This window comes from Bacillus sp. XB1 (assembly GCF_053557995.1).
The window spans coordinates 183,343-198,141 of record NZ_JBNRIL010000003.1; the positions used below are offsets into that span (position 1 = coordinate 183,343).

17 protein-coding genes are annotated in these 14,799 nt (G+C 38.4%); 2 read left to right on the forward strand and 15 right to left on the reverse strand.

Annotated features, from left to right (window positions below; all coding sequences use genetic code 11):
- Positions 1-119 precede the first annotated feature (119 nt).
- From ACK1U5_RS22145 to ACK1U5_RS22160, 4 genes are all read right to left on the reverse strand, one after another.
- Positions 120-692, reverse strand: a complete 573-nt coding sequence (locus ACK1U5_RS22145; protein ID WP_000136376.1) for a TIGR01440 family protein — start codon at positions 690-692, stop codon at positions 120-122.
- A gap of 66 nt (positions 693-758) precedes the next feature.
- The gene (rpiB, locus tag ACK1U5_RS22150; protein ID WP_000869542.1) at positions 759-1,202 is read right to left on the reverse strand and encodes a ribose 5-phosphate isomerase B; all 444 of its coding nucleotides are present in this window, start codon (positions 1,200-1,202) and stop codon (positions 759-761) included.
- A 97-nt stretch (positions 1,203-1,299) separates the two neighbouring features.
- The gene (locus ACK1U5_RS22155; protein WP_047387270.1) at positions 1,300-1,740 is read right to left on the reverse strand and encodes a low molecular weight protein arginine phosphatase; all 441 of its coding nucleotides are present in this window, start codon (positions 1,738-1,740) and stop codon (positions 1,300-1,302) included.
- A gap of 241 nt (positions 1,741-1,981) precedes the next feature.
- Positions 1,982-2,479, reverse strand: coding sequence for a PTS sugar transporter subunit IIA (locus ACK1U5_RS22160; protein ID WP_069604707.1), 498 nt, complete (start codon positions 2,477-2,479; stop codon positions 1,982-1,984).
- Between the two features lie 387 nt (positions 2,480-2,866).
- On the opposite strand from ACK1U5_RS22160, the gene ACK1U5_RS22165 reads away from it, so the two are divergent.
- Positions 2,867-3,253 (forward strand): DoxX family protein, encoded by a 387-nt coding sequence (locus ACK1U5_RS22165; protein ID WP_047792089.1) that lies wholly within the window; start codon positions 2,867-2,869, stop codon positions 3,251-3,253.
- Positions 3,254-3,412: 159 nt separating this feature from the next.
- A complete protein-coding gene (locus ACK1U5_RS22170) occupies positions 3,413-4,024 on the forward strand; it encodes a flavin reductase family protein (protein WP_000949054.1) in 612 nt (203 codons plus the stop codon).
- 561 nt (positions 4,025-4,585) lie between these two features.
- On the opposite strand, the gene ACK1U5_RS22175 is transcribed toward ACK1U5_RS22170, so the two are convergent.
- The 11 genes from ACK1U5_RS22175 to glpX form a co-directional block, all read right to left on the reverse strand.
- The gene (locus ACK1U5_RS22175; protein WP_000197472.1) at positions 4,586-4,864 is read right to left on the reverse strand and encodes a DUF3935 domain-containing protein; all 279 of its coding nucleotides are present in this window, start codon (positions 4,862-4,864) and stop codon (positions 4,586-4,588) included.
- A gap of 230 nt (positions 4,865-5,094) precedes the next feature.
- The gene (locus tag ACK1U5_RS22180; RefSeq protein ID WP_000142463.1) at positions 5,095-5,643 is read right to left on the reverse strand and encodes a manganese efflux pump MntP; all 549 of its coding nucleotides are present in this window, start codon (positions 5,641-5,643) and stop codon (positions 5,095-5,097) included.
- 77 nt (positions 5,644-5,720) lie between these two features.
- Complete coding sequence (locus ACK1U5_RS22185) at positions 5,721-6,761, reverse strand: L-threonylcarbamoyladenylate synthase (RefSeq protein WP_000557351.1); 1,041 nt, start codon at positions 6,759-6,761, stop codon at positions 5,721-5,723.
- A 108-nt stretch (positions 6,762-6,869) separates the two neighbouring features.
- Positions 6,870-7,328, reverse strand: coding sequence for a mechanosensitive ion channel protein (locus tag ACK1U5_RS22190; RefSeq protein WP_000758437.1), 459 nt, complete (start codon positions 7,326-7,328; stop codon positions 6,870-6,872).
- Positions 7,329-7,377: 49 nt separating this feature from the next.
- Complete coding sequence (gene spoIIR / locus ACK1U5_RS22195; protein WP_033685828.1) at positions 7,378-8,241, reverse strand: stage II sporulation protein R; 864 nt, start codon at positions 8,239-8,241, stop codon at positions 7,378-7,380.
- Between the two features lie 112 nt (positions 8,242-8,353).
- On the reverse strand, positions 8,354-9,205 hold the full coding sequence (gene prmC / locus ACK1U5_RS22200) for a peptide chain release factor N(5)-glutamine methyltransferase (protein ID WP_001267055.1): 852 nt from the start codon (positions 9,203-9,205) through the stop codon (positions 8,354-8,356).
- Positions 9,205-10,272, reverse strand: coding sequence for a peptide chain release factor 1 (gene prfA, locus ACK1U5_RS22205; RefSeq protein WP_000887064.1), 1,068 nt, complete (start codon positions 10,270-10,272; stop codon positions 9,205-9,207). The genes prmC and prfA overlap by 1 nt, the downstream gene beginning before the upstream one ends.
- 391 nt (positions 10,273-10,663) lie before the next feature.
- Positions 10,664-11,251: a thymidine kinase gene (locus ACK1U5_RS22210; RefSeq protein ID WP_000280859.1), complete on the reverse strand. Its 588-nt coding sequence runs from the start codon at positions 11,249-11,251 to the stop codon at positions 10,664-10,666.
- A 108-nt stretch (positions 11,252-11,359) separates the two neighbouring features.
- Positions 11,360-11,605: a type B 50S ribosomal protein L31 gene (locus ACK1U5_RS22215; RefSeq protein ID WP_000643433.1), complete on the reverse strand. Its 246-nt coding sequence runs from the start codon at positions 11,603-11,605 to the stop codon at positions 11,360-11,362.
- A gap of 400 nt (positions 11,606-12,005) precedes the next feature.
- Positions 12,006-13,277 carry a transcription termination factor Rho gene (gene rho, locus ACK1U5_RS22220; RefSeq protein ID WP_001053903.1) on the reverse strand — a complete coding sequence of 424 codons (1,272 nt, stop codon included), beginning with the start codon at positions 13,275-13,277 and terminating at the stop codon, positions 12,006-12,008.
- A gap of 446 nt (positions 13,278-13,723) precedes the next feature.
- Complete coding sequence (gene glpX / locus ACK1U5_RS22225) at positions 13,724-14,689, reverse strand: class II fructose-bisphosphatase (RefSeq protein WP_000442340.1); 966 nt, start codon at positions 14,687-14,689, stop codon at positions 13,724-13,726.
- Between the last annotated feature and the right edge of the window lie 110 nt (positions 14,690-14,799).

Below are 14,799 nucleotides of genomic sequence, written 5' to 3' on the forward strand. Positions count from 1 at the left end.
TATCATAAAAGAAAAAAAAGACCGAAAATCGGTCTTTTCTTTCTTCTATTATAAAGTCAGACAACATACCTTTTATCTTATGATAAACAGTTACTATATGACTTCCTAATTTCTCATATTTAACGGCAAGTGGTAGTCTCTTCCACTGCCGCATAGACAGCACGCGCTCCACCAATTAGTTTTCCACGTGTTTTGGCCATCGTTACATGCGCACTTCCAATTGCCTTCACACTTGTACGAACCGGAACAGCTACATGCTTTAAATGCATACCGATAAATGTATCACCAATATCCATTCCTGCATCAGCTTTAATAAACTCAACTACTACCGGATCTTTCAAATTGTGATACGCGTATGTCCCCAATGCACCACCTGCTGATCTAACAGGCGTAACTGTTACAATTTCAAATTGATATTTTATCGCTACTTCTCTCTCAACTACTAAAGCACGGTTTAAATGCTCACAACATTGAAACGCTAATTCAATACCTGTTTGCTCTTGAAATTGTTTTAACTCAGAGAAAATCGCCTCTGCTACTTCCATCGTTCCTGATGTTCCAATTCTTTCGCCTAGCACTTCGCTCGTGCTACAACCCACTACAAAAATTTGACCGCTTTGTAATGAAGCTTGTTCTTGGAAATCAGAAAGCGACATTTGTAGCTGTTCTCTTACCTTTACGATTTCTGTCATTACGCCTCTTCCTTTCACAGGTTGGTTCACCAAATTATATTTCACACTACTGATAGTTAGAATCTATTACTTTGTTTCGTATGTTTTAATTTTTCCTACGCGGTTTTCGTGACGACCACCTTCATAGTCAGTTGTTAACCAGATTTTCGCGATATCACGCGCTAGACCAGCACCAATTACACGCTCGCCCATCGCTAGCATGTTAGTGTCATTATGCTCTCTCGTTGCTTTCGCGCTGAAAGTATCATGAACTAACGCACAACGGATACCATTTACTTTGTTTGCTGCGATTGACATACCAATGCCTGTCCCACAAACTAAAATACCACGATCTACTTCACCATTCGCTACCATTTCAGCTGCTGGAAACGCAAAGTCAGGGTAATCAACAGAACCAGCTTCACATTCACAACCTAAATCAATATATTCAATATTTAACTCTTCTAATAAACTTACAAGTTCTTTGCGGATATTCATACCGCCGTGATCAGATGCTATTACTACTTTCATTTTTACCCCTCCAAATTTTCAATCAATTATCTTCATTTCACACTCGCTACCTCACATAGGAAGAAGTGATCTCCAATATCGTATTATACACGAAACATCAACCTACTGAATGTTTTTTCAGTAAAGTTTGTACAAGTTTTTCCATCTCATCTAACGTTTCTTTATAAATAGAAAGCGAGCCTCCAAAGGGATCTGAAATGTCCTTGCCTATACCTTCAGTTAATCCATATAACGTATTTAATTTCTTTTCAACGCTCGGATAATGTCCAAGTACAATTTGCTTATGGTTTTCTGTCATCGTTACGACAATATCAGCCCAATCAAGCAAAGTTTCATTTACTTGCTGCGCCGCATGATCAATTAAAATTCCTTTTTCAGCTAAAGCTTCCTTCGCATGTATCGATGCATCGCTCCCAGGATAGGCGAAAACACCAGCAGATTGCACTTCAAACTTATCTCCTCCGTGATGACGAAGCAACGCCTCAGCCATTGGACTACGACATGTATTGCCAGTACAAACAAATAACACTCGTTTCATTCAAACCCACCCCTATATTCGATTTCTTACCATTCATCATAACTTACATTAGAATAGAACAAAAGAAATGTGAATATACAAAAGGCGCATTTCTCTTATATCTTTTCTAAGAAAAATGCGCCTTATCCACATATATGTGAAACCCTATTTCCAAGTGCCTAGAGTATTTTAACATACATGCTGAACATGCAACAAAATAAGGAATCCATTTCATACGAAACGGATTCCTCTTATATTGCAATTATTTCATTGTAACTTTCATTACTTCTGTTGAACCTTTTGTAGCTGCTACGCCTACAGTTGTCTTAATAGACTCAGCTGCATCTGTGTTTGTAATAACAATTGGAGTAATTGTGCTTTTCGCTTTTTCACGGATTAATTCTAAGTCGAATGAGATTAATTTATCTCCAGCTTTTACAGCTTGGCCTTCAGAAACGTGAGTTTCGAAACCTTCGCCTTCCATTTTTACAGTTTCTAATCCAACGTGGATTAAAATTTCTGTACCGTTTTTCGCTTTAATTCCGATAGCATGTTTTGTGTGGAATAATTGTACGATTTCACCATCAACTGGAGATACAACTACACCTTCAGTAGGATCGATTGCAACACCGTCACCCATCATACGACCAGCAAATACTGGATCTGGTACTTCTTCAATATTTTTCACTGCTCCAGTTAATGGAGCTACGATTGTTTCTTCATTTGTTTTTGAACCAAGACCGAATAATTTTTTAAACATAGGATAGTCCTCCTTATAATTTACCTAAAAGTTTATAGGGCAATCCCTAGTAAAGCTCGGGATACATGTAAGACTTCATACTTCGAATATTATACTGTAAAAACGCTTTCGAAATAAATTACGTCATTACTAATAGACTCTTATTGTAGCGCTTCACAAAATTCCAGTCAATTCTGATTGTCTGAATAACAATTAGAAGTTAACTTCTATTTATATTTTCTCTTTTTTTGCCCAACTTGTCTAGAGGTCTTTACTACATTTTATTTTTTGTTGTTAATTTGTAAAATTTAATTCAAACTTTTTTCAAAATCAACTTGACTAAAGTAAGTAACTATCTTATTATTACTTACGTAAGGTAAGTTAATAACTTTTAGGAGGTTTTTAAAAATGATGGATTTCGGTCTACTTATTATTCGTCTTATTATAGGAATTACATTCATGGGTCATGGCGCTCAAAAATTATTTGGTTGGTTCGGCGGTTACGGTTTAAAAGGAACAGGTGGCTGGATGGAGTCAATCGGTTTACGTCCTGGTGTATTTATGGCATTTATGGCTGGCGCAACTGAATTACTAGGTGGTTTCTTATTTGCATCAGGTATTTTCATTTTAGTTGGTTCATTATTTATCGTTGGAACAATGTTAATGGCTATCTTCACTGTTCACGGAAAAAATGGTTACTGGGTAACACAAAACGGATATGAATATAACTTAATGTTAATTGCTGTCGCTGTTGGTGTAGCTTTAATCGGACCTGGCGCATACGTTTTACTTTAATTTTTATCTCAAATTTGAGATTCTTGAAAAAAGAACTTACTTCATTACAATTGAAGTAAGTTCTTTTTATGAAACAAAATATTATTTCCAGCAGGATTTTCTCATCGTTATCTTGTAAACAAACAATAAGTATTCATATTTAGAAAGGGGATTACAAGCATGTTATCCATTAATCCAAATGAACAAACTGAAAAAGATAATTACAAATTACTTACTGGAAGTATCATCCCTCGTCCTGTCGCATTCGTTACTTCTGTAACAAAAGAAGGCGTACTAAACGGAGCACCATATAGTTATTTCAATATTGTCGCTGCTAATCCACCACTTATCTCAGTATCTGTACAACGAAAAGCCGGAGAAAGAAAGGACACTTCCCGAAACGCAATTGAAAAAGGAGAATTTGTCGTACATATTTCTGACGAATCATATGTAGCAGCAATTAACGAAACAGCAGCTAATCTCCCGCCAAATGAAAGTGAAATTGAACTAGCAAAACTAACACCAATCGAAAGTGAAGTCATCTCTGTTCCAGGTGTAAAAGAAGCAAATATTCGAATGGAATGCGTATTAGAACGTGCAATTCCACTTGGCGGAACGGAAGACTCACCAGCTTGTGATCTACTAATTGGACGCGTCGTTCGTTTCCACGTTGCCGAACATCTATATGAAAAAGGGCGCATTCACGCCGAAGGACTCAAACCAATAAGCCGCCTAGCAGGACACAACTATGCAAAATTAGGAGAACAATTTGAATTGGTTAGGCCAATCTAAAAGCGGAAGCGGCTCGTTCAGAATCGCAGGGCACTTCAAGCTCTCGACCTTGAAGCGCTTTTTGCTTCATGCGAGAGAGCGAAATGACCGGAGATTCTAGCCGCTGAAGCTGGATAATCTTTAAAAGTGGAAGTGGCCCGTTTAGCTCTGACCAGCTAAGGTTCTCTCGCACAAAAGGTGCTTTTTACCTTTCGTGCGGGAGGTTCTTAGATGCGAAGAGCTGGCCACTGGAACTGGATAATATCTAAAAGCGGAAGCGGCTCGCTCAGAATGAGAGGGGGATGGAGCTTCTGACGTAGAGGCGCTTTTTGCCTCGCAGGAAGACGCGAAGCCACCGACCATTCTAGCCGCTGGAACTGGATAATATCTAAAAGCGGAAGCGGCTCGCTCAGAATGAGAGGGGGATGGAGCTTCTGACGTAGAGGCGCTTTTTGCCTCGCAGGAAGACGCGAAGCCACCGACCATTCTAGCCGCTGGAGCTGGATATATTTAAAAGCAAGGCGGCTAGATTCCTCCCATCACTCAAATATAAAATCCCCTGCTTTTTAGCAGGGGATTTTATCATTGTAATTCTTCCTTCTTTTCCTCTAAAGTAGGCATTTTCTCTTTTTTCGGCTTCCCTAGCTTAATTACGAAGAAGTATAGGGAAAGCAATGTAATAAGAAAAACAATTAAAAACGGGTACGGAGAGTAAAAGGCACGCGCCGCCTCAGTCTTTCCCGCAACAAATTTCAATGACTCAATATCTAAAAACTCAGCAAACATTTGTACACCGAGCATACTAAACCAAAAAACAAAAAAACTAATAATAATACCAAAAACTTGCTTCAATCTCGTCATTCATCTCATCCTTTCTATATCTGTAATTTTTAGCGCAATAAATATAGTACAAACAAAATATTCACAGAAAGGAACTATCTCACCATTCACGAATTAACTTAATCCAACCTAACATCGAAATTTGCAAAATAATACCCCAAATTATAAGTCTTCTTAGCCATCGAGGGTAGAAGGTTAAAAATTTAACATACCATTCCAATAGCTTGTTCATAATTCCCTGCTACATAAAATTATATAGGAAAAAGGATATATAATCCAAACCCAACCAAAATGATACCACCTACTATCTCACCATATGTACCGAGCATATCTTTCGCATGTCTCCCAATTAATAAACCCATCCACGCTAATAACATGCTAACAAATCCAAAAAGTAAAATCGTAATAATTGTTTGTGCCCCATAAATACCAAGACTAAGTCCTACTGAGAAACTATCTATACTGACGCCAAATGCAAATACGAATAAACTAATTCCAATAGGGGCTGTTCTAGTCTCTTCATTTTGTAAAATGCTCGAATATACGATATAAAACCCTAGTCCGATTAATAAAATAGCACCCGCAAAATGTGCGATATCTCCATACTTCTCTGATAAAAAACGACCTAGTACCATTCCTATAAACGGCATAATAATATGAAATATCCCTATCGTCATACCAATATACAGGATTTGTCTTAACTTTAGGGGTATCATCCCCATACCAAGACTCACCGAGAACGCATCCATCCCTAAGGCGAATGCCATAATTATTAAAGGTATTAGCTGTTCAAACGTCATTCATGCCCCTCCTTGGACGTGCTACTTCACAATATGCTTATCCAAGGAGAAATATTCTGTTTGCTAATCTTACCTTATCATTCAATAATAATATGATGTCCTGCCGCTTTTGTTAAACGATTCATAATTGCATTCCCTATTCCTTCATTAGGGAATGACTCACTAAAAATAACATCCACTTCACTTGCATCAAATGTTCTAAGTACATCATATAATTTAGTCGCAACACTAGCTAAGTCACTTCTAACACCACAAGATAATATAACATCTGCACTATATACATGCTGATACTCTTCTGTCGTTAATACGCCTACTTTAAATCCTTCTTCCTTTTTCTCATCCACAAGATGCTGAATAAACTCACGTGAACCCTCAACAATACTAAGTGGTGCTTTCGGCGCATAATGTGTGTATTTCATTCCAGGCGATTTCGGTTTTTCCTTCTCATCCTTTAAAGCTGGATCTAAAGAAACAGTACCTATCACCGCTTCTAATTGTTCTTTCGTAATCCCACCTGGACGTAATATTGTTGGAACCGCGCTTGTACAATCAATTACAGTTGATTCAACGCCTACTCCAGTTGCACCACCATCAACAATACCTGCAATCTTCCCATTCAAATCTTCATATACGTGAGAAGCTAATGTTGGACTTGGACGCCCTGAACGATTCGCACTTGGTGCTGCAACAGGTACATTCGCCTCTTCAATAAGAGCAAGTGCAATTGGATGATCAGGCATTCTTACTCCAACCGTATTAAGTCCTGCCGTCACCTTCTCTGAAATCCCTTCTTTTCTCGGCAAAATAATTGTTAATGGTCCTGGCCAAAAATGCGCCATTAACTTCTCTGCAACTGGTGGAATTTCTTTCACAATCCCATCTAACTGAGATTTTGTACCTATATGGACAATGAGTGGATTATCACTCGGTCTTCCTTTCGCTTCGAAAATTTTCGCGATTGCTTCATCATCCATCGCATTTGCACCTAACCCATATACTGTTTCCGTAGGGAAAGCCACCGCCTCATTTTCTCTTAATAATTTTGCTGCTTCTTGTAACTGTGGATAATATTTTTTTCTTTCCACAACATTATCCACAACCCACATGTTTGTATGCATTTTTTTCCACGTCCTTTTCTACCCTTAAATACTTGTATATTTTTAGTTTACTATGAGATTTATCCAAAAGACAAACAAGGTTTATCCACAAAATGTGGATAAACCTAATTAATCCGTGGATAACTTTGTGAATAGCTGACAATTTAGTATTATTGCATTCTGCTCTTTTATATTTTTACAAAAATGTTCTAGTTGTTGAATTCCCTCTGGAACCTCATCCTTTTCTATAGTAAAAAAGTCAAAAAACTGAAAGATCGGTACAGATTGTGGATGATTTGTTAGTAAGTACAATTGTTGAACACTTTTTTCTTTCATATACTGCAAAAACATTTCAAAAAAATATAAGAAAGTCTGTTTATCCACATGAGGTGTGAATAAACAAGAACGAATAAGCACATCTTCCCCACTTTGTTCATAACCAATTACAGCTCGTATTTCTTCCGCCTCTTCCAAAATCATAAATTGTGCGTACAACTCATTTATTTTATCATCTTTTTTATTAGCTTGTCCGAAAAAAGAATGTAATCTTTCCACATCTGCTTTCGTAGCAAAATACACTTTCTTCATAATAAATCCCTCCTCATTTTTATATATGAAGAGGGATTTATTAATAGTACTATTTAGAGAATAAAGATGTAAAAGCTTCTACAATAAACAATTTAACTTCTGGCTTTTCTTCTTCCTCTTCTACTTTTACATACTCATTTTGCTTTTCTTGTTTTTTCTCCACAGGTTTCTCCACTTTTTCCACAGTTTTCATTTCTTCTTTACTTACAGGCTGCTCTTCGACTTTTGTTTCATTTTTTACTACTTTCTTTTCAGAAGCTGTTACTCTTTTTACTACTTCCTGCTTTACAGCTTTCGTTTCTTTTACCTTATCTACTTTCTTCTCTTCTTTATCTATTACTTCCTCATCTAGTTGTTTCACCTGCTCCTCTTCAGGAGATTCCGCCTTCACAACGTGCTCTTCTTTTCTTACAGCTGTCCCGCTCGAAAAATCTAAGAAACACATTGGCGGAAATAATACACACCACCAGTTCGCCCCTTCACCTTCTCCAATTGTGATTAATACTGCTTCATATTCTCCTGCTGGATAAATAAAATTCCCGTATACCTTTGTAGGAAACTTTACATTCTTACTAAATTTAACTTGAAATGAATCTTTACTTCCTTCTCTTTTTAACGTATTTTCCACCGTTTTCTCGATTTCTGGAATATGACTTTGAATTACTTTGCGTGCCTCTTCAAATGAAGTTAAATCCGCTACCCACCCATCAATTTGTGCTTTTACTTCATCACGCACTTTACGTTTCAATGCCTGGTCTTTATCTGAATCACTATTTGCTAAAATTCGTAATCGAACGGCCTCTTTCGGAATAACTGAAGGCCCTTTCGCATCAGCTTTCATATATCCAAACTGCACAAGTAACTGTGCACCAATTAATAGTATAAGAAGATAAGCAATAACTTGTTTTTTCATTTCCTCCACCGTCCCTTCTACAAACAGTGTGGACAGACTTTCATCTTTCTAAACTATTAAATTCAAAATCTATATGAATTTTTCCACAAAAAAATAGAGTAAGGTGTGAACCTTACTCCATCTCTGCAAATACCATACGATCTTTTCCGTTAATATCGAAAACAACCTCAACATGAGCATGTGGAAAAGCTTGTTGTAACAATCTTTTTACATCCTCACCTTGTCCTACTCCAATTTCAAACGCCACAATCGCTTTCTTCTGCAACACATTCGGCAATTCTTCCATAAAACGGCGATAGAAATCTAATCCGTCTTCACCACCAACAAGTGCTCTCTTCGGCTCATGCTCTTTCACAACAGGAGAAAGACCACGCCAATCCTCTTCCGGTATATATGGAGGATTTGAAACAACAACATCTAGCTTTTGACCCGTTTTATGAAATGGTGACAATAAATCACCGTGATAGAACGTTACTTCTGCACCTAAAGCTTTTGCATTTTCTTTTGCAACTTCAATCGACTCTTGTGCAATATCTACTGTATAAACATGAAGATTTTCATTTTCTAAAGCAAGCGTAATAGAAATCGCTCCACTACCTGTACCTATATCTGCTACATGTAGTTTCTCATCACCAAAATGGCGCTCGATTCTTTCTAATACTCCCACTATAAGCTCTTCTGTTTCCGGTCTTGGTATTAATACTTCTTCATTCACAAAGAAAGACCGTCCATAAAACATTTCATAACCAATCATATATTGAATAGGAATACCTTCTACATGCTTGTGGATAAACTCCGTAAAGCTTTTCTCTTGATCCTCAGTTATTTCTTCACGCATATTCATAAGTAATCCTGTTCTGTTCACCTTTAATACATGACAAAGGACAATTTCTCCCGCATTTTCATCTCGTCCATTTTCCTGTAAAAAAGAAGAAGCCCATTTCAGGGCTTCATAGACACGCATTACTCAGCTGCCTCCATCTTTTGAGCCTGATCTTCCATCACTAAGGCATTGATGAAATCATCTAACTTACCTTGTAAGATTTGATCTAGCTTTTGAATCGTTAAACCGATTCGATGGTCTGTAACACGGTTTTGCGGGAAGTTATACGTACGAATACGCTCTGAACGATCTCCCGTACCAACAGCTTGTTTACGGTTTTGATCATACTCAGCTTGCGCTTCTTGTCTAAACTTATCATAAACACGTGCGCGTAATACTTTCATCGCTTTTTCTTTATTCTTGATCTGTGATTTCTCATCCTGACAAGATACAACTACACCAGTCGGTAAATGCGTTAAACGCACCGCTGACATCGTTGTATTAACGCTCTGTCCACCAGGTCCACTAGAAGCGAATGTATCAACACGAACATCTTTCTCATGAATATCAATTTCTACTTCTTCTGCCTCTGGTAATACAGCTACAGTTGCTGTAGATGTATGAATACGTCCACCAGATTCCGTTTCAGGAACACGTTGGACACGGTGAGCACCATTCTCGAATTTCAGCTTCGCGAAAGCACCTTTACCATTAATCATAAAGATAATCTCTTTATATCCACCTAACTCTGTATAGCTAGCCTCAATAATCTCCGTTTTCCAGCCCTGTACCTCAGCGTAACGGCTATACATACGGTATAAGTCACCAGCAAATAAAGCTGCCTCGTCTCCACCAGCAGCTCCACGAACCTCAACGATAACGTTCTTATCATCATTAGGGTCTTTTGGAACAAGTAAAATTTTCAGACGCTCTGATAATGTTTTATCTTGTGATTCTAACTCAGAAACTTCTTCTTTTACCATTTCACGCATTTCTGCGTCTAACTTATCTTCTAACATTGCTTTCGCATCTTTTAATTGCTCACGAACATCCTTATACTCACGATACACCTCTACCGTTTCCTGTATATCAGACTGTTCCTTTGAATATTCACGAAGCTTATTTGAATCACTAATAATCGCTGGATCACTTAACAATTCATTTAACTTCTCATAACGATTTTCTACAGCTTGCAAACGATCTAACACATCATTCACCTCTACATCCTAGTATCTAATACAAATAGTATATGGTACTTACTCAAAAAAACGCAAATTATATTTAAAAGCACAAACGGCTCGTTCAGAATCGCAGGACATTGGAACTCTCGATCTTGAAGCGCTCTTTGCTTCGAGCGAGAGAGTGAAATGGCCGGAGATTCTAGCCGCTGGAGCTAGATAATATATTTAAAAGTGGCGGTGGCTCTTTCAGCTCTGACCAGCTAAGGTTCTTTCGACCTAAAGGTGCTTTTTACCTTTTGGGCGGAAGGTTCTTAGATGCGAAGAGCTAGCCACCAGAACTAGATATATTTAAAAGCGTAAGCGGCTCACACCGCTCATTCTCTCTATTTTGAAAAAAACCCGCCTTGCGCAGCGAGTTTTACTTATCTTTGTTTGCAGGTACTGCATGACAATGACGACAACGCGGTTCATACGATTCTGAAGCTCCAACTAAAATAATTGGATCATCAAATGCCGCTGGTTCTCCATCAATTAATCGTTGTGTACGACTTGCTGGAGATCCACATACAGAACATACTGCTTGTAGTTTTGTTACATGTTCAGCAATCGCCATCAGCTGAGGAACTTGTCCAAATGGTAGACCACGGAAATCTTGGTCTAAACCAGCTACAATGACACGATAGCCACGATTTGCCAATACTTGCACCACTTCCACAATGTCCCCATCAAAAAATTGCACCTCATCGATTGCAATAACATCCAGCTCTTCTGTAATATGTTCAAATATATCCTTTGAAGCTGAAACAGGAACTGCTTTTACCTTTAATCCATTATGTGATACTACATCTTCTTCACTATATCGATTATCAATACATGGTTTAAATACAATTGCATGTTGTTTTGCAAATTGCGTACGGCGCACACGGCGGATTAGCTCTTCTGACTTGCCAGAAAACATACTACCGCAAATCACTTCAATCCAGCCATTTTGATTTATTAAGTACATGAAGCTCTCCTTTCATCTACTTTTCAGTTAAAAGTAGGGTAAAGGTATAATATTTTCGCAAAAAAAACAGACAAGCGAATACATACACTTGCCTGTTTTATGTTTTTATTACTTAAGACCGTATTTCTTATTGAAGCGGTCAACGCGTCCGTCTGCAGTAGCAAACTTCTGACGTCCAGTGTAGAATGGGTGAGAATCAGAACTGATCTCAACTTTTAGTAATGGATAAGTGTTACCATCTTCCCACTCAACAGTTTCGTTAGATCCTTTAGTAGATCCGCTTAAGAATTTGAAGCCTGTGTTTGTGTCCATGAATACAACTTTCTTGTAATCTGGGTGAATTCCTGCTTTCATTCTTTTCATCTCCTTCCGCCCTGAATCATTTTCGAAACAGAGTTTTTCATCTTCAGCTGCATACACAACTATATTGATGAAACACATATGATGAAATTATAACAAGGCTAACTTCATTTTGCAACTACCTGTTTTTGTCTTTTTAATTTTAAAAGCGCAAGCGGCTCGTTCAGAATGGGAGGGGGATGGAGCTTCTGACGTAGAGGCGCTTTTTGCCTCGTAGGAAGACGCGAAGCCACCGACCATTCTAGCCGCTGAAGCTGGATATTATCTTAAAGTGGAGACGGCTCGTTTAGCTCTGACTGGCTAAGTTTCTCTCACTTCTCTCTCTCTTTAATATCACCTAAACAGCATAAAAAACTCGCTTACTATAAAATAAGCGAGTCCTGATTTTTTCCCTTTACTTAGTTGTTACATACCTTTTTGAGTCTGCAACAATGTTTTGTAAAAACTCTTCATTTGTCTTCGTTTGACGAAGCTTACGTAAGAAACTTTCAACGAAGTCTGGTGTATCACGCATTGTTTTACGAATGCCCCATAACTTGTCTAAATGTTCTTTTGGAATTAATAGATCTTCTTTACGTGTACCAGAGCGACGAATATCGATCGCCGGGAAGATACGACGTTCAGCTAATGAACGATCTAAGTGAAGTTCCATATTTCCAGTTCCTTTAAATTCCTCGTAAATAACATCGTCCATACGGGATCCTGTATCAACAAGGGCTGTTGCTAAAATTGTTAAGCTACCGCCTTCTTCAATATTACGCGCAGCTCCAAAGAAACGCTTCGGTCTATGGAAGGCAGCTGGATCGATACCACCTGATAATGTTCTACCACTTGGTGGAATAACGAGGTTGTAAGCTCGAGCTAAACGGGTAATACTATCCATTAAAATGATAACATCTTTCTTGTGCTCTACAAGACGCATCGCACGTTCTAACACAAGCTCAGCTACTTTAATATGATTTTCTGGTACTTCATCAAAAGTAGAACTTACAACATCTCCTTTAACAGAACGTTCAATGTCTGTTACTTCCTCTGGACGCTCATCAATTAAAAGTACAATTAATTCTGCTTCCGGATGATTTGTTGTAACACTATGTGCAATTTCTTTTAATAGACTTGTTTTACCAGCCTTTGGAGGCGCAACAATTAAACCACGTTGTCCAAATCCAACTGGTGCGATTAAATCCATGATGCGTGTCGGTAACTTTTTAGGTTCCGTTTCCAATTTCATTTGGCGATCTGGGTATAATGGTGTTAATGCAGGGAAATGCACACGCTCTTTTGCTGAATCTGGATCATCTCCGTTTACAGCTTCAACTTGTAATAACCCAAAATAGCGTTCATTTTCTTTCGGAGGTCGTACTTTACCAGAAACCTTATCTCCATTACGTAAATCGAAACGACGAATTTGCGAAGCTGAGATATAAATATCTTCTGAGCTTGGAGAATAGTTGATAGGACGTAGGAATCCAAATCCTTCTGATTGAATAATTTCTAATACGCCTTCCATGAAAAAGAAACCTTCTTTTTCTGCTCGAGCTTTCAAAATAGAAAAAATTAACTCTTTTTTCGTTAACTTGCTATAATACGAAATCTTAAATTCTTTCGCAAGCTCGTATAACTCTTTTAATTTCATGTTTTCTAATGCTGCAATTGACAAATTCATTCAGACACCACACTTTAACGTTATTCTCTTTTTTCATGGGTAAAGGGAAAAAATACGGAAGGCAAATAATTAATAATGAAAGGCAATAAGTTCAAGTAGGGTAATATTCACTATTGTAACCCTTTTATCTAGTTTTAATCAATACGTTGGAACACAAATACAAGAAGCGAAGACAAGAAAATTTGTCTTCGCTTCTTATTTAATTTAGTTCCAGCTCCGATAGTTAGAAAAGTCGACCATTTCACTCTCTCACTCGAAGCAAAGAGCGCTTCAAGGTCGAGAGCTCCAAATAGCCTGCGATTCTGAACGAGCCGCTTGCACTTTTTATTTAATCCAGCTCCGGTGTCTAGAAGGATCAGTCATTTCACCCCTTCCTGCGAGGCACAAAACGCCTCTTCGTCAGAAGCTCCATCCCCCTCCCATTCTGAACGAGCTGCTTACGCTTTTTATTTAATAACCAAGTTTGGTTTTTTATTCAAGCTATGACGTCCATCCACGAAGCGTACTGTGCCTGATTTTGCGCGCATAACAAGGGATTGCGTTGTTCCTACGCTACCTTTAAATTGAACACCGCGTAATAGTTCTCCATCTGTTACGCCTGTTGCTGCAAAGATTGCATCGTCACCTTTTACTAAGTCCTCCATACGAAGGATACGATTAATGTCTTCTATACCCATTTTTTTACAACGCGCTAATTCAGCTTCGTTTTGTGGCAATAGTTTTCCGTGAATTTCTCCACCTAAACATTTTAAAGCAACTGCTGCTAATACACCTTCAGGTGCTCCACCAGATCCAAATAAAATATCTACACCTGTACGATCAAACGCTGTATTAATCGCTCCAGCTACATCTCCATCATTAATCAATTTAATGCGAGCACCAGCTTTACGAATTTCTTCGATAATTTCTTGATGACGTGGACGATTTAAAACTGTCGCTACAACATCTTCAATATCTTTATTTTTCGCTTTCGCAACTGCACGTAAGTTATCAATAATAGGCGCATCAATGTCGACCGCCCCAACTGCTTCTGGGCCAACCGCGATTTTATCCATGTACATGTCAGGGGCATGTAACAAATTACCGTGGTCTGCAATTGCAATAACAGCAAGAGCATTCCAGCCACCAGCTGCTACGATGTTTGTCCCTTCTAAAGGATCAACCGCAACGTCTACACGTGGTCCATATCCTGTACCTAATTTCTCTCCGATATATAGCATTGGTGCTTCATCCATCTCACCTTCACCAATTACAACTGTCCCTTTCATCGGAATTGTATCAAATACATCACGCATAGCTGATGTTGCTGCACCGTCTGCCTCATCCTTTTTCCCGCGCCCCATCCAACGCGCTGATGATAAAGCTGCAGCCTCTGTTACACGTACTAACTCCATAGATAAACTTCTCTCCACGATAATCCCTCTCCTTTAAGTCTTTATATTTCTGCCGTATTTTGTGAACCGTGTTTTTCTATAAAGTGTACTTCCGCAAGTAGTGATGCTTCACTTCCCCTTGCGGAAGT

Excerpts from the sequence above, each read along its gene's own strand:
- ACK1U5_RS22190 (WP_000758437.1), bottom strand. The coding sequence starts at position 7,328 with ATGAAGAAAGTGTATTTTGCTACGAAAGCAGATGTGGAAAGATTACAT.
- ACK1U5_RS22170 (WP_000949054.1), top strand. The coding sequence starts at position 3,413 with ATGTTATCCATTAATCCAAATGAACAAACTGAAAAAGATAATTACAAA.
- ACK1U5_RS22160 (WP_069604707.1), bottom strand. The coding sequence starts at position 2,479 with ATGTTTAAAAAATTATTCGGTCTTGGTTCAAAAACAAATGAAGAAACA.
- ACK1U5_RS22215 (WP_000643433.1), bottom strand. The coding sequence starts at position 11,605 with ATGAAAGCAGGAATTCACCCAGATTACAAGAAAGTTGTATTCATGGAC.
- ACK1U5_RS22180 (WP_000142463.1), bottom strand. The coding sequence starts at position 5,643 with ATGACGTTTGAACAGCTAATACCTTTAATAATTATGGCATTCGCCTTA.
- prmC (WP_001267055.1), bottom strand. The coding sequence starts at position 9,205 with ATGCGTGTCTATGAAGCCCTGAAATGGGCTTCTTCTTTTTTACAGGAA.
- rpiB (WP_000869542.1), bottom strand. The coding sequence starts at position 1,202 with ATGAAAGTAGTAATAGCATCTGATCACGGCGGTATGAATATCCGCAAA.
- ACK1U5_RS22155 (WP_047387270.1), bottom strand. The coding sequence starts at position 1,740 with ATGAAACGAGTGTTATTTGTTTGTACTGGCAATACATGTCGTAGTCCA.
- ACK1U5_RS22210 (WP_000280859.1), bottom strand. The coding sequence starts at position 11,251 with ATGTACTTAATAAATCAAAATGGCTGGATTGAAGTGATTTGCGGTAGT.
- ACK1U5_RS22165 (WP_047792089.1), top strand. The coding sequence starts at position 2,867 with ATGATGGATTTCGGTCTACTTATTATTCGTCTTATTATAGGAATTACA.
- spoIIR (WP_033685828.1), bottom strand. The coding sequence starts at position 8,241 with ATGAAAAAACAAGTTATTGCTTATCTTCTTATACTATTAATTGGTGCA.
- ACK1U5_RS22145 (WP_000136376.1), bottom strand. The coding sequence starts at position 692 with ATGACAGAAATCGTAAAGGTAAGAGAACAGCTACAAATGTCGCTTTCT.
- ACK1U5_RS22175 (WP_000197472.1), bottom strand. The coding sequence starts at position 4,864 with ATGACGAGATTGAAGCAAGTTTTTGGTATTATTATTAGTTTTTTTGTT.
- ACK1U5_RS22185 (WP_000557351.1), bottom strand. The coding sequence starts at position 6,761 with ATGCATACAAACATGTGGGTTGTGGATAATGTTGTGGAAAGAAAAAAA.
- rho (WP_001053903.1), bottom strand. The coding sequence starts at position 13,277 with ATGAATTTGTCAATTGCAGCATTAGAAAACATGAAATTAAAAGAGTTA.